General features: G+C 41.3%; 8 protein-coding genes. All 8 read left to right on the top strand.

The annotated features are described in order from the left end of the window. Positions 1 to 10: 10 nt before the first annotated feature. The 8 genes from DCO56_RS24620 (at position 11) to DCO56_RS24585 (ending at position 15,777) form a co-directional block, all read left to right on the top strand. A complete protein-coding gene (locus DCO56_RS24620; protein ID WP_108636336.1) occupies positions 11 to 4,561 on the top strand; it encodes an efflux RND transporter permease subunit in 4,551 nt (1,516 codons plus the stop codon). A 276-nt stretch (positions 4,562 to 4,837) separates the two neighbouring features. Continuing rightward, positions 4,838 to 6,358 carry a DUF6377 domain-containing protein gene (locus DCO56_RS24615; RefSeq protein ID WP_146191132.1) on the top strand — a complete coding sequence of 507 codons (1,521 nt, stop codon included), beginning with the start codon at positions 4,838 to 4,840 and terminating at the stop codon, positions 6,356 to 6,358. Between the two features lie 254 nt (positions 6,359 to 6,612). Further along, positions 6,613 to 9,585: a SusC/RagA family TonB-linked outer membrane protein gene (locus DCO56_RS24610; protein ID WP_108636334.1), complete on the top strand. Its 2,973-nt coding sequence runs from the start codon at positions 6,613 to 6,615 to the stop codon at positions 9,583 to 9,585. 10 nt (positions 9,586 to 9,595) lie between these two features. Beyond that, a complete protein-coding gene (locus DCO56_RS24605; protein WP_108636394.1) occupies positions 9,596 to 11,116 on the top strand; it encodes a RagB/SusD family nutrient uptake outer membrane protein in 1,521 nt (506 codons plus the stop codon). 34 nt (positions 11,117 to 11,150) lie between these two features. After that, positions 11,151 to 12,623, top strand: a complete 1,473-nt coding sequence (locus DCO56_RS24600) for an endo-1,6-beta-glucanase (protein WP_108636393.1) — start codon at positions 11,151 to 11,153, stop codon at positions 12,621 to 12,623. 11 nt (positions 12,624 to 12,634) lie between these two features. Continuing rightward, complete coding sequence (locus tag DCO56_RS24595; protein WP_108636333.1) at positions 12,635 to 13,966, top strand: DUF5125 domain-containing protein; 1,332 nt, start codon at positions 12,635 to 12,637, stop codon at positions 13,964 to 13,966. Positions 13,967 to 14,076: 110 nt separating this feature from the next. Beyond that, positions 14,077 to 14,457 carry a hypothetical protein gene (locus DCO56_RS24590; protein WP_108636332.1) on the top strand — a complete coding sequence of 127 codons (381 nt, stop codon included), beginning with the start codon at positions 14,077 to 14,079 and terminating at the stop codon, positions 14,455 to 14,457. 375 nt (positions 14,458 to 14,832) lie between these two features. Further along, positions 14,833 to 15,777, top strand: coding sequence for a hypothetical protein (locus DCO56_RS24585; RefSeq protein ID WP_108636331.1), 945 nt, complete (start codon positions 14,833 to 14,835; stop codon positions 15,775 to 15,777).

Here is a 15,777-nt window from a genome sequence, read left to right as displayed (position 1 = left end):
AGGATAAATTATGTTTGAAACATTTATAAAAAGACCTATATTATCACTGGTCATATCGGTTTTTATTACCCTCTTGGGATTACTGGCCTTATTTACATTACCGATTACGCAGTTCCCGGATATTGTTCCGCCTTCGGTGGTGGTGAATGCCAATTATACGGGGGCAAATGCGGAGGTAAGTACCAATGCGGTGGCTATCCCACTAGAAAAAGCAATCAATGGTGTTGCAGGGATGACTTATATGAACTCCGTGTCGACCAATAACGGAAGCACGGTGATCCAGATTTTCTTTGAAGTGGGAACGGACCCAGATATTGCTGCGGTAAACGTACAAAATAGGGTAACGACAGTACTCGATGAGTTGCCCGAAGAGGTCATTAAAGCTGGGGTAACGACAGAGAAAGAAGTCAACTCGATGTTGATGTATCTGAATGTGTTCACTGACGATGAAACTGCTGACGAACGTTTTATTTATAACTTCGCCGATATTAATATCCTGAAGGAATTAAAACGTATCGAGGGGGTCGGTTTAGCCCAGATTATGGGTATGCGTGACTATGCGATGCGTGTATGGGTAAAACCGGATCGTATGGCCGCCTATAATATCTCTGCGGAGGATGTGGTGGCGGCTTTGCGCAAACAAAATATTGAAGCAGCGCCCGGACAAACTGGGATAAGTTCCGACAAGATGCGAAATATGCAGCAGTACGTTTTGCGTTACCCTGGAAAATTTACAGAAATTGACGAATATGCGAATGTGCCTATTCGTGCGAATTCCAACGGTTCCATTATTCGTATCAAGGATGTGGCTGATGTCGAGTTTGGTTCCCTGGATTATGAAATGGTCTCCAAGACCGATGGTCGGCCATCGGCCTCTATTATGCTAAAACAGCTTCCCGGATCAAACGCACAGGAAGTGATTCAACGGGTAAAAGATCGCATGGCGGAATTGAAGCAGACCTCGTTCCCAGCCGGTATGACCTATACCATGGGCTATGACGTGTCCCGTTTTCTGGATGCGTCTATTTCGTCGGTGATAAAGACGCTATTGGAAGCATTTCTATTGGTATTCATTGTCGTGTTTATCTTTTTACAGGATTTTCGAGCGACAGTTATCCCGATTTTAGCCGTACCGGTCTGTCTGATCGGAGCTCTATTTTTCATGCAGATGTTGGGCTTCTCCATCAACTTACTTACATTATTTGCACTAGTATTGGCGATCGGAATTGTGGTCGACAATGGGATTGTGGTCGTGGAGGCAGTTTACGCTAAAATGGAAGAAGAACATTTGCAGCCTATGGAAGCGACTTTGGAAGCTATGAAAGAAGTTGGGGGTGCGGTCGTGGCAATCACCTTGGTGATGTCAGCAGTGTTTGTTCCTGTTGCTTTTCTGTCGGGGCCAGTGGGGATATTTTATAGACAGTTTTCACTAACTCTGGCGGCGGCTATCGTGATTTCAGGTATTAATGCCTTGACATTGACACCAGCGCTATGTGCGCTTTTTCTCCGGTCGCCACATGACCGCAAGCCGTCCAATAATTGGTTAGACCGATTCTTTAAACATTTCAATGCGCTCTACGACCGTACAGCTTTTGGATACAAAGGAATCTTAGTAAAAACAAGTGCCAGACGTGGGCTTACGCTGCTGCTCTTAGCTGGGTTCTTTGTAGCAACTTGGGGAAGTAGTGCAATATTACCTTCGGGCTTTATTCCAACGGAAGATCAAGGGATGATCTATGTCTCCGTAACGACTCCTCCCGGTGCGACAGTAGATCGTACTGAGCGCGTATTGGATAAGGTTGACTCTGTGGCGCGCAAACTGGATATTGTTGAAACCGTTTCAACTTTATCGGGATATAGTATCGTTACCGAAGTCTCCGGGGCTTCTTATGGTATGGGGATGATCAATCTTAAGCCTTGGAAAGAACGTAACCAGACGGTGGATGATGTGATCAAAGAACTGCGTGAGAAAACAAAGGACTTTGTTGATGGACAGATTGATTTTTTTCCACCGCCGACGGTACCTGGTTTTGGTAACTCTTCCGGATTTGAACTGCGCCTGTTGGACCGTAGTGGTAACGAAGATCTCAGCAAAACTGCTGAGGTACTGGAAAAGTTTATGGGGGATATGGAAAAAAGTGAAGTTATTCAGGACATCAACTCCAGCTTTGACGTTAACTTCCCGCAATACATGCTGAAGGTGGATTACGATATGGCCGCAAAGAAGGGTATTTCTGTTGAAAATGCGATGAATACCTTGCAGACGTTGATGGGTAGTCTCTATGCCACAAATTTTATCCGTTACGGCCAAATGTATAAGGTGATGGTACAGGCGGGACCAGAGTACCGCCAGCGACCTGAAGATGTACTCCGCCTATATGTCAAGAATGAAACAGGTGAAATGGTACCCTACAATGCCTTTATTTCCATGGAACGTATTTATGGTCCTGAACAGATTACACGATACAATATGTTTAGTTCGGCGATGATTACTGGTCAGTCATCTCCAGGATTCAGTTCGGGACAGGCCATCGAAGAAGTGGAAAAGATCGCTTCATCTTTGCCACAAGGTTATAGCATTGAATGGTCGGGGATGACCCGTGAACAAAAGATTTCAGGAAATCAGGCCCTGTATATTTTTGCGCTCTGTCTACTATTTGTTTACCTGTTATTGTGTGCCCAGTATGAAAGCTTTTTATTGCCATTACCGGTTCTACTCTGTTTACCAGCCGGAATTTTTGGGGCCTTTATCTTTCTGAAAGTCTTTGGTTTGGAAAACAATATTTATGCGCAGGTAGCCTTAGTCATGCTGATCGGTCTTTTGGGCAAAAATGCCATTCTAATTGTCGAATATGCCAATTTAAAATATAAGCAAGGAATGGATATCGTAACGGCTTCAATTGAAGGGGCTGTTGCTCGTTTACGCCCTATTTTAATGACTTCTTTTGCCTTTATCGCCGGATTGATCCCATTGATGATGGCTAGTGGTGCCGGAGCTTTGGGAAATCGAAGTATTGGTACAGCTGCGGTCGGAGGGATGCTTATCGGGACGATATTGGGTGTGATTGTTATTCCGGGACTGGTCATCTTATTCTCGAAAAAAGAGAATAAGAAACAGGTCATAAAACAGACCTCATTGGTGATTGCTGCACTTATTCTTTTTGGTAGCTGTTCCGTTCCCAAGAAGGCGGCGCAACCTGAAAAAATTGTCATACCGACAGCCTTTTCAGAACGAGCAGCTCTTGATAGCGTAAATGTGGGTAATCGGTCCTGGCGGGAGATCTTTAAGGATCCGCTTTTAGTCGCATTGATTGATTCCGCTTTACAGCATAATATTGATATTCGTCAATCGATCTTACGGCTAGAGTCGGCGCAAGCTTATTTTAAACAGCGGAAGGCCGCATTAGGCCCCACGGTTGAAGCAGCAGTTGAAGGGGGAATACGTAAATATGGGCATTACACAGAATCTGGTATCGGTAATTATGATTCGAATTTCTCCGATAACCTGAAAAGCGATGAAAAACTGCCTGAACCATTTATTCCTGATTATTTTATTGGACTTCGTTCTTCGTGGGAAATTGATCTATGGGGTAAATTAAAAAGCCAGAAGCAAGCTGCTTATTTTGGTTTTTTGGCCGAGCAGGAAGGGAGACGCTTATTGGAAACCGAATTGGTATCTAATATCGCAACAGCCTATTATGAGTTGATGGCCTTAGATCAAAAGATTAAGGTATATAACCGTAATATTGAACTACATACCAATGCCCTTGAAGTGGTGGAAGTAAAGAAAGATGCCGGTTATGCTACCGAGCTGTCTGTTCAACAATTCAAGGCGCTATTGGCAAATTCAAAATCTGCTCAAGAAAAATTGAGTCAGGAGATTGCACTTTGGGAACATCATATCAACGGATTGCTAGGACGATATTATCAGCCTATCGAGCGCAGTGCATACGTTGAGAACACCAATCTCTATCATGCAATGGCCTTTGGTACACCAGATGATCTGGTCAACCAGCGTCCGGATATCAAAACAGCCTATCTGAAGATGATGGCCTCGTCAAACAGCCAGGAAGCATCTCGGCTTGCTTTTTTGCCTTCGGTAGCTATTAGCCCTTTTGTCGGTTTGCAGAGTTTCAGTTTCAACAAGTTGTTTAATCTGGACAAGTCCATTGCCTATAATTTATTTGGTGGCATTACATTGCCTATATTGAATCAAAGACAATTGAAGACGCAGTATGAAATTGCAAAGGCTGATTATGGAATTGCTTTTTTAGACTATGAGAAATCTGTTGTAAACGCCTATAATGAAGTATCTAATGTTATCATGACCCAAGAAGCGATCAGCAAACGGCGAAAGTTTGTGGATGAGCATGTAAAGGCATTGGATCTATCCATTGAAGCCGCACAAGAATTATTTATTGCTGGGCGGGTGACATCGTTGGACGTCGTTACGGCACAAAAAGAATCCTTGGAGGCCCAGATCGGAAAAGTCGAACTGGAGAAAGAAAATACCCTGAACCAGATTTTACTTTACAAAGCTTTGGGCGGAGGATGGAAATAAACCAAATGTACAGCTAATTAGGAAAACTATTTTTCATGCGATAAAGAATTAACTTGTTAATTCTTAGATCCTTAATCGGGTCAGGGAAAGAGGCCGTCGTGAGATGTCCTCTTTTTTATTGTTATTTTTATGTAGTTTAGCTTTGACTATGTTGAACCTGGCTTTATTATGTTGCAGCGCATTTTTGTTTTCATTTTTCTATTTCATTTAAGTTTTATACTATCTGCTCAGAACTATTCGGATAGTACAAAGATTTTTCAAAGGTTAGAATATCTAATGGAAAATCAGAAGATGTACGTTAAGAATAGGGAAGATAAATTGGATAAACTAAAGCAGGAAGCAAAATCACTTGAAGCTGATCAGAACCTTTTTTTTCAGAAGAATTATGAAATTTTTGAGAACTACAAAAAATTCGATTCCGATGCCGCACTTACCTATATCACGCTTTGCCAAAAATTAGCTCCGGCCAACAATGATTCACTGCATACCGTTATTCAGCTAGATTTAGCCTGGGTTTATTCGACGATTGGACGTTATATTGAAGCGTCAAAATTGTTGCATGAGATTAGTCCCGCGGGCCTTGGTAACAAACTTTTAGCCAAATATTACGATACCTATAGCTCATTTTATAGTCATTACGGACAAAGTAACAACCGACAGGAATATTATCAGGCGAGTGAACGTTATCGCGATTCACTATTACAGGTTTTACCGAAATCTTCATTGGAATATCGGACGACCATTGCAATAAAGACCTTATTTAATGGCAGTCGGGAAGATGCAAAAAAGCAATTTTTCAAGCTCTGGACGGAAAGTCAGAAAGACTTGGAGCAGCGCGCCCTATTGTCCTATTTTATTAGCCTGATCTATAAATATGAAAAAAATACGGCCGATCAACTTTATTATCTGGCTGTGTCGGCAAGTGCGGATATTGAGATGGCAAATCGAGACAATGCGTCATTTCATGATTTAGCACTAACTTATTATGACAAACAGGATTTTGATCGTGCCTTTCGATATATTGAAAAGGCGATTGATGACGCGATGCTGTGTAAAGTACGTTATCGGATTATCGAAGGTACTTCTTCCTACCCGATCATTAACGCAGCATACCAACAGAAAATCAATAGCCAGAATAAGCAATTGATCGCCTTGGTTGTTGTGGTCAGTATTTTATTGGTCGGTGTAATTATTGGCTTGATTGTGATATATCGTCAAGTACAGCACTTGCGCAGGATCAGATCCGAACTGTCGGGAACCAATCAGCAGTTGCGGTCATTGAACACTGAAATCAATCAAACGAATTTAAAACTCTCCGAATCCAATCACATTAAAGAAGAGTATATTGCGCAATTTTTTGATATGTGTTCAAGCTATATCGACAAAATGGAGGATATACGAAAAGCATTGCTGAAAAAAGCATCCAACCATCAGTGGGAAGCAATTCGGGAGCAATTGAAATCGACACAGATGGAAGAAAGGGAGATACAACAACTTTATATCAATTTTGATCGGATCTTTTTGAACCTTTATCCAACCTTTGTTGATGAATTTAATGCCCTTCTTCAGGAGGACGAGAAGATATATCCGAAGAAGAACGAACTGCTCAATACGGAACTGCGTATCTTTGCTCTGATTCGTTTAGGAATAGATGACTCGGTTAAGATTGCCAGCTTTCTGAGGTACTCCCTTCGTACAGTTTATAACTATAGGACCAAGGTACGTAACAAAGCAGCCGGTCATCGCGATGACTTTGAGGCTTCTGTTTGTCAAATTGCAACTATCGATCGACCTTAATAAGCACTGAAAATACCAAAAAAATAATAATGTAGGAGTGGATAGTATCTCTTTTAAGTACTTTTTACATTGTATTTATTTTTTCAATATACTGTTTTTAAGTGTTTTACGATTTTAGTCAGGTACTTTTTGAGTACCTTCACTTTTTTTCCTGTTTAGGTCCTGCTAGTTTTGTTTTGAGCGATGGAGCAGGGGAAACTCCTCGCAATTTGGAATAACCAAAGACAAAACAATAACCAATTTTTTTATTTCATATGATTTACTTTATTCGAAAAGTAACCTTTTCCATGGGGCTGATTTTCTTGTGTACCTGGTTGAATTCGGTATTTGCACAGGACCGCATTCAGGTCAGTGGGCGGGTGCTGGATGCGCAGGATCAGAAACCACTCACAGGTGTAACGATAACACAGAAAGGTACCAGCAATGCGGTTTCCAGTAATGGAGAAGGTCGTTTCCAGATTTCGGCTCCACAAGGCAGCATTCTTCAATTTAGTTTTATTGGCTATGACAACAAAGAATTGCCGGCCAATAGTACCATGACTGTTCAATTAAATTCAGCTACCAATGTCCTTGAAGATGTTATTGTCATCGGCTACGGTTCCGTAAAACGGAAGGACGTAACCACTGCAATTTCTTCCGTATCGACCAAAGATTTGGAAAAGAGACCGGTCGTAAGTTTGGGTCAGGCCATACAAGGCAAGGCGGCAGGTGTATCTGTGATTCAACCCAATGGAGCACCGGGTGGTGAAATGTCAATTAAAGTCCGTGGGACGACGTCTTTTAATGGATCAAACGACCCGCTTTATGTTGTCGATGGATTACCTGTTGAGGACATCAAATTTTTATCACCAAGTGATATTACGGACATTCAGATTTTAAAAGATGCCTCTTCTGCAGCTATATATGGATCGCGCGGAGCAAATGGTGTTATTCTTGTGACCACAAAATCCGGAAAAGCTGGGGAAGCTAAAATTACCTTAGGAGCACAAGCTACAGCAAATGTGGTTAATAATACCGTAAAAGTCCTGAATACCGCACAATACAAAGAGTTGATGGATGAGACAGGTTATGTTAAGCTGCCTGAAGGGCTTACTGATCAAACAGACTGGTTTAAGGAAACCTATCAAACCGGAGTTCAACAGAATTATCAGTTATCAATCTCCGATGGTAACGAGAAATTACGCTATTATTTGGGTGGGGGGTATCTGACAGAGAAAGGCACGCTGCAGGGCTCCTTTTTTAGACGTTATAACTTCAAAGCGAATATAGATAATCAGGTGAAAAAATGGATGAAGGTTAACGCTAATATATCTTATGCGGATTACAATACCAATGGAATTATATCAGGCAATGGATCTAATCGAGGTGGAGTAGTTACTTCGATCATCAATACACCAACTTATGCTCCTATATGGGATCCTTTGTTTCCTGATCGGTACAATACCAATTTCAATGGGCTAAATATCAACAGCCCTTTAGAAAATCTCGAACGAACCAAGAATAACAATAATCGTGAGAATAGGTTATTGGCGACAGGAAGCGTATTGATATCCTTTATGCCCAATTTAACCTGGAAGTCTTCATTTTCAATGGACAGACGGTCGGGCGTACTGACAACATTTTTAGATCCCTGGATTACACAACAGGGTAGAAATCAGTTTGGAGAAGCCTCTGACGCACGCAACACAAACACGGTATTGACCTGGGACAATGTGCTGACTTACAGCAGAAGCTTTGGAAAACATAGCTTGGAAACGATGGCAGGGTCATCCTGGACAGATTCCAAATATTCTAATAGTTATATTTATGGTTCGAATTATGCTAATGGTATCATACAGACACTCAATGCGGCAAACAAGATTTCATGGGATAGAACTGGCTCCGGGGCATCCAATTGGGCCATCCTATCCTATTTTGCCCGTGCGATGTACAATTATGACGGAAAATACCTTGTAACTGCAAATATGCGTGCGGATGGATCGTCTAAATTAAGCCCTTCTGGTCGATGGGGATATTTCCCTTCGGTATCGGCAGCATGGCGCTTATCAGCGGAGGATTTTATGAAAGATGTAGACTGGATCAATGAGCTGAAAATACGTGGAGGATGGGGGCAGACTGGTAACCAATCCGGACTTGGCGACTATTCCTATCTTTCGTTCAATGTGATTCAGCGTTTACCTTGGTTTGAGGACAAATACCAATATTCTCCGCCGAATATTGGAAATTCGACTACATTGAGAGCGACAGATTTAAAATGGGAAACGACTACCCAGGCAAATGTGGGGATTGATTTTTCTACATTAAATAACAGATTGAACCTGACCTTAGATTACTACCATAAAAAAACAACAGATATGTTGATGGAAGTGAGCTTACCTACAGGGTCCTCTTCGGCGAGTACAATTAAACGGAACGAGGGCGAGATGACCAATAAAGGATTTGAGATCGGAATCAACTCCAAGAATCTAACAGGAGATTTTACATGGAATACAGATTTTAATATTTCCTTTAATAAGAACCGTCTGGACAAGCTCGTCTTTACAAAAATCTACAACGATGCGGTTACAAATAATCTAGTCAATGCAACTGTCGTTAGGAACGAACCCGGAAGATCTTTAGGTGGATTTTACGGTTATATCTCTGATGGTGTAAATCCGGAGACAGGCGAATTGATGTATAGAGATTTGAATGGTGATGGCAAAACATCCCCTTCCGACCTGACTTATATTGGAGATCCCAATCCAAAATTTGTATATGGATTGACAAATAGCTTTTCCTGGAAAAATTTTGACTTAAGTATATTTCTTCAGGGTACTTATGGTAATGACATTTTCAACGCGAGCCGAATGGAAACAGAGGGAATGTATGATGGTCGTAATCAAACAACCGTTGTACTCGATCGCTGGCGCGTTCCGGGACAGATTACACATGTGCCCAAAGCAGGCTTTGATATTAAAAACTCATCTTATTTTGTGGAAGATGGAAGCTATTTGCGCGTAAAAAATATTTCATTGGGCTATTCTATAGCACCTGAACGTTTGAAAAAGATTGGAATAAAAAAGATTCAGCCTTATTTTTCGGCCAGTAACCTATTTACGCTAACTAAATATTCAGGCATGGATCCGGAGGTAAACCAGTGGGGAAATTCGGGAAGAGTACAAGGTCTCGATTGGGGGACATATCCGCAAAATAGATCTTTTGTACTTGGTGTAAATGTAGAATTTTAATTGAATGGTGATGAAAAAAACAAATATTAAATACGTTTTACCGTTGTTCATGACAGGATTGTTGCTGGCTTCTTGCTCGCTAAATCGCGATCCACTGGACAGTTATACAGATGTTAGTCAGGGTAAAACTGAAAATGGAACACAGATCGTCTTTAAAAACAAAAGCGAGGTTGATAATTTTCTCTCTGGGATTTACCAACAGATGCGAGATAGGCAAGAACATTGGTACCTGGATCTATTGCTGATCGGCGATTCCCATGCTGATAATGCGTACGCGGGAACAACAGGTGCCGAAGTTGTACCATTTGAGAATAATTCTATTGAGGGATCGAACTCCGTTGTTGATCGAGATTGGGCACGTTATCTGGAAGATATTGCGCGGGCCAACCGTTTAATCATCAATGTCGATAGTGTTGCGGATAAATCCATTAGTGACGCTGACATTAAAGTTTACAAGGCGCAGGGTAAAATCTTTCGGGCACTGGCGATGTTTGATATGGTGCGCATATTTGGATCTATCCCAGTAATTACAACTCAAGGAAAAGATATTACCGCAGAAAATATCGAAACGGTATATCCGGAGTACTTCCCCAAGCAGGCGACTGAAGAGGAAGCGCATAAACAGATCGAGAAGGATCTTTTGGAGGCCTTGGTTGATGCCCCGGTCAATAACAATGCGAATAAGACTTTGTTTACAAAGTCTGTAGCTCGGGCAATGTTGGCAAAACTCTATGCGGAAAAACCCCTCCGGGATTATAATAAAGTTATTCAGTATGCGGATGCATTGACTGGAGATGGATTTGATTTGAATTCTAATTATGGGGATTTATATGAATTGAACGCCGCCAAGACGGACTTAGCGCAACGAAATACAAAAGAATCAATTTTAGAGGCGCAATTTATGCCTGGATCTGGAAACTGGGCGACCTGGATGTTTGGTCGCGACCTGTCCAATTACGACAATGCATTTACATGGGCCAAATGGGTCACACCATCTCGTGATTTGATACAAGCATATACGAATGAAGCAGACCAAATTCGGATGGCACAATCTATTGTTTATTATACAACAACCTGGAGCAACTATTACCCATCAAGCCATTATCCTTTTATGTTTAAGTTGCGTTCGGGCATGAGTAGCATTGTCAAGCTCCGCTACGCGGATATTTTGTTATTGAAAGCCGAAGCGTTAATCCAACAGGGAACCGATCTTTCGGGGGCAGCTGACATTATTGATAAGATCCGTACACGTGTAAAATTACCCAAATTATCCGCTGGAGTTCGTGCGAATAAAGATGCTTTGCTGGAAGCATATTTAAAAGAGCGTCGCTTAGAATTAGCCTTCGAAGGACAGCGTTGGTTTGATCTGGTTCGTTTGGATAAGGTGGAAACTGTCATGAATGCCGTGTATGCGAAAGACTCAGGAAGAAAGGCGCGGGTATATCCGTTCACAAAGAATTCCTACCGTCTGCCGATTCCGCAACCTAAAATTGACCAGAATCCTAACTTAGTTCAGAATCCGGGATACTAATTATTTTAATTTTATGAAACGTAATAATAACACTATGATATATACATTCTTGTTGTCCTGTTTGATCACGGCAACATCTTGTAAACGAGATAGCTATATACCTTCTCAAGGCGATGATATCAAAAAATCTGGCGATGTCACTATTGTAACGACCAATACAAGTCGAGCCTATGATCTGACAAAAAAGTATGTCGATTTTAGTACAAAGTTTAACATGTCGCCCAATACGATTACCTTAAATCCTGATCAGAAATTTCAGACAATGGATGGATTTGGTGCGGCTATCACCGGTTCTACCTGTTATAATCTGATGAAAATGAGTAAGGAGGATCGGACGAAATTTCTCACGGAGACTTTCTCCGATAAAGATGGTATGGGCATGAGTTACATCCGTATTGCTATCGGATGTTCTGATTTTTCATTGAGCGAGTATACCTGTTGGGACAAAGAAGGAAAGGAAAATTTTGGATTGCAGTCAGAAGAAACGCAATATGTTATTCCTGTGCTGAAGGAGATTCTAGCCATCAACCCAAATGTCAAAATTATGGGATCGCCATGGACTCCGCCAAAATGGATGAAGGTCGATAATCTGACAGATTTGAAACCTTTTGATTCTTGGACCAGCGGTCAATTAAATCCTAAGTACTATCAGGATTACGGTTGGTATTTTGTCCAATGGCTTCAGGCAATGAAGAAAGAGGGCATTAATATTTATTCAATTACCGTTCAAAACGAGCCATTGAATCGGAAAAATTCTGCTTCAATGTACATGTCGTGGCAGGAGCAACAAGCATTTATCAAACAATCTCTAGGCCCACAACTTAAGGCGGCCAGTATTGCTACGAAGATCTATGCATTCGACCATAATTATAATTACGATAATATGGCCGATCAGGAAGATTACCCCATCAAAATCTATAATGATGCCGGTGCCGCTTCTTTTATCGCTGGCGCAGCTTATCACAACTATGGTGGTGATAAAGCGGAGTTAATTGATATTCATAATCAGCGTCCGGATAAAGATCTGGTCTTTACAGAAACATCCATCGGGGAATGGAATGATGGGCGTAACCTTGACAAGCGTTTAATGGAAGATATGCGCGAAGTAGCGTTAGGGACTGTAAACAATTGGAGCAAGGGTGTTATTGTTTGGAATTTGATGTTGGATACCGATAAGGGCCCAAATCGCGAAGGCGGTTGTCAAACCTGTTATGGCGCTGTCGATATTAGCAAGTCAAATTACAGGAGTATCACGCGCAACTCGCATTATTATATTGTAGGACATCTGTCATCCGTGGTTAAGTCCGGTGCGACACGCATTGGCGCTACAGGATATACCGCTGCAGGACTGGTCTATAGTGCCTTTCAGAATACAGACGGAAGCTATGCTGTCGTGTTATTGAATGAATCGAACGACAACCGTAAAATCACGTTGGCAGATGGTAAAAATCATTTTAACTACGAGGTTCCTGCAAATTCAGTCGTCTCTTATCGTTGGAAAAACTAAATATTGGGATTATGAAAAGTTATCTCATCAATATACTATTGGGAACAATAGCTGTGGTAAGTTCTTGTAAAAAGGATGAAAAATTTGTGTATCAAATCGGTGATCCAAAAATAGAATTGAAATCAGCTATTTCTGCTGCTCATTTTGGTGATAGTTTAGTCTTTAATGTTCGTGTATCGGATAGCGAAGTAGCTTTGTCTACGCTGAAAGCTCAATTATATTTTACAGACGATAAGGTTACCGAAACGACGATTCGTACAAAAGAGAATGGCGACTATAGCGGAAAAATTTATGTCCCTTTTTTGAAAGACATTCCAGATGGGAAAGCGACCATTAAGTTTGTTTTACAGAATATTAGTCAAAAGAAAACAGAACAATCTTTTGATATAGATTTAAGTCGTCCGGACTTTCCTTACCTCACATTGGTTACCGAATCAAAGTCCTATCGGATGGAGAAAACCGGGCGGAATCAATATGCCGCCAAGGAGAATTTTTCGGCTGAAGTAAAGGGTTATATCCAAGCCCCAAAGGTTGGCGAACAGGGGAATGCCATGAGTTTTGGATGGGTTAATAATGCTGTTGATTTTGGTTCTACAGCTGAAATCCCGTTTTCAAATTCAACATCTGGTGTATACCCGATACAATTTAATACATTGACGTTTCAAGCCTCTCCATTTATTTTCGTGCTGCTTAATGGATCGTTGTTCGGCCGTCTTGATGATACGCATTCTAAAGTTGAAATGGTGTTGAATCAAGGGGAGACAGCAACTTTTGAAGGTATTGCGGATCTACAAGATTGGTGGATTGACCCTGACTTCTTTACGCGAGCCGCCGATGGGGTCATATCGTTTAAAGGAATAACAGGGAAATACCGCATTGCTGCAGACTTCGCGCTAAAATACTTCGTGGTTGAGGCCATGGCCGGAAATGATCTTGCTAAATTGCAGGAAGATGGTACCGGAGCCGTATGGATAATTGGAGAAGGCGTTGGAAAGCCAAAAGTTTCCAGTAATCAGGTTGGTTGGAATACCGATAAAGCCCTCTGTTTAGCTCCATTAGGTAATAAAAAGTACCAAATTACACTGAAAGCAGGCGAATCAATCAATACCAATAATATCAACTTTAAGTTCTTTCACCAAAAAGGCTGGGGCGGAGAGTTCGGGGGTACGGATGTGACGACGTCAAGCGATCTAATTTTTATTGGTGACGGTAAAAATGGGCGTGATTCCGGAAACTTGGGTATCAAAACAGGTAAAACGTTGGAAGCTGGAAAAACGTATCTATTTACGCTGGATTTAACAGCGGGTAATAAAAAAGCGGTGCTTACGGTGGTATCAAAATAAGCAGCTTTTTAATTTTTCAGGCCCTGGGTAAGACTTTACTCAGGGCTTTTATTGTTCCTGATGAATTTGTGTATTCGGGGATTCATTTATATATTTGCCGAACTCACAAGATGAAAGCTAAACAGTTCATATGGATTTTATTGCCTTTGATGCTCCTCCAGAGTTTCTCAACAGTATGGCTATGGTCCATTTTTGAGCTGAATCGAGATTACATTGCCCGTTACGAATGTATCAACCGTTTCAACGAAAAGGCGCTCTCGTGTAGAGGCCAATGTATCTTGATGAAGAAAATGCGTGAGCACGAAGAGAAGGAGCAAAAGAACCTGGAATCACGTATTATTGATGTTGTTTTTATCAATAATACTCAAAATTTTGATTTTAAGATTTCTTCTTTATTTCAGGAAGATGCTGCGGAACGCCCGTTCCCAGAATACAACGAAAATTATTCTTACAGACCAATCTTCACAATTTTTCACCCTCCATTAGTTTAAATCCATTTTTAGAAATCATCATGACATGTATGTCGCTAGCTGATAGTGATATGTATATGCTCATGATCGCTTCATCGGCTATAAAGTATAATTTATTCCAATGAAACCATCGTGATTTATTCAATCGTATAAGGGAACGATAACCCGGCGAAGCAAGCTCAAGAATGCAGCTTAGAACGCACCCTCGATGAATAAATCTGATCGCTTCATCACTACTGAATAAAATTTAAGCGGATGAAAATTTTATTTGAACAGGTTGTCGGTTTTTGGACGACGGGTTCCGGGTAATTTGGAAAAATTTCTATGTTTTCTTCTAACCATGCTTGAACCTGTGTTATAAACCTCACCTGTTAACTAAGCTAACATGGTATTTTTATGAAGGTAAGTATATTGATAAAAACAATAGGTTTTTATGCTGCTCTTGCGTGTGTCTTTCTCGGATCATGTACAAAGGGAAAAACAAATTATGAAGCCGAAAGGGGAGAAGTAATTGAAGAGAATAATGAATTTAAGGAGGTTTCAAATGTTGTAACCTCTGCTTACACGGTCAGTATAGAAGCGCTGAACGGCGTATTATATCGCGGCTATAATGATATCCGCGTAAGAATTAAGAACACGCAAACAAATACTCCTGTGGAAGTGTCGGGTCTTACATTTCTGCCCATCAAGACCACTGTCATGGGAGAAAAGAGTTCGTGTCCAAATCAGTATCATTTCGGTTATAAATCAGCGGATAAGTATTTTTCAGGTTACACCGTTTTCACCAGCGAAAGCGGTACTGAGGGTAGTTGGGCACTCTATATCAATTTTACCGTCGGCAATCAAACCTTTTCCCTGATAAAAGAGGTGGCGGTCAGACAACAGACTAATAAAAATCTCAATATGACCGTGTTCAGGGGAAAAGATGATGAGCAGTATGTCATAGCATTGATTGCTCCGCGGAAGCCAAATGTCGCCGAAAATAAATTGGTCGCCGGCATCTATAAATTGAATAGAATGCTCGATTCTGCAGCAAAAGGGCCGGCTGATCAACTGCAATTTTCCTATTCGCAGGTTGAGCGTTATACGTTGAAGTTAGACCCGCGTATGCCTGAACCTTCCATGGGCAATCACTCGTCTCCTAACAATAGGGATCTGATACAGGATAAGGACGGTTTATACCATGGTGTTGTGAATTATACCATGACGGGAAATTGGACATTAAATTTCATCCTGTTGAACCCAGAGGGAAAGGTGATCCGTGGTACTGAAGTGCCAAAAGATTTTACACCGGGAGTGGAAGGACGTAAAAGCGAACTACATCTCGATATTTTATTCTAA

Source organism: Sphingobacterium athyrii, assembly GCF_003071065.1.
Taxonomy (GTDB): domain Bacteria; phylum Bacteroidota; class Bacteroidia; order Sphingobacteriales; family Sphingobacteriaceae; genus Sphingobacterium; species Sphingobacterium athyrii.
This window is presented reverse-complemented; position numbering and strand designations above follow the sequence as displayed.

Excerpts from the sequence above, each read along its gene's own strand:
- DCO56_RS24610 (WP_108636334.1), top strand. The coding sequence starts at position 6,613 with ATGATTTACTTTATTCGAAAAGTAACCTTTTCCATGGGGCTGATTTTC.
- DCO56_RS24615 (WP_146191132.1), top strand. The coding sequence starts at position 4,838 with ATGGAAAATCAGAAGATGTACGTTAAGAATAGGGAAGATAAATTGGAT.
- DCO56_RS24600 (WP_108636393.1), top strand. The coding sequence starts at position 11,151 with ATGATATATACATTCTTGTTGTCCTGTTTGATCACGGCAACATCTTGT.
- DCO56_RS24595 (WP_108636333.1), top strand. The coding sequence starts at position 12,635 with ATGAAAAGTTATCTCATCAATATACTATTGGGAACAATAGCTGTGGTA.
- DCO56_RS24620 (WP_108636336.1), top strand. The coding sequence starts at position 11 with ATGTTTGAAACATTTATAAAAAGACCTATATTATCACTGGTCATATCG.
- DCO56_RS24585 (WP_108636331.1), top strand. The coding sequence starts at position 14,833 with ATGAAGGTAAGTATATTGATAAAAACAATAGGTTTTTATGCTGCTCTT.
- DCO56_RS24590 (WP_108636332.1), top strand. The coding sequence starts at position 14,077 with ATGAAAGCTAAACAGTTCATATGGATTTTATTGCCTTTGATGCTCCTC.
- DCO56_RS24605 (WP_108636394.1), top strand. The coding sequence starts at position 9,596 with ATGAAAAAAACAAATATTAAATACGTTTTACCGTTGTTCATGACAGGA.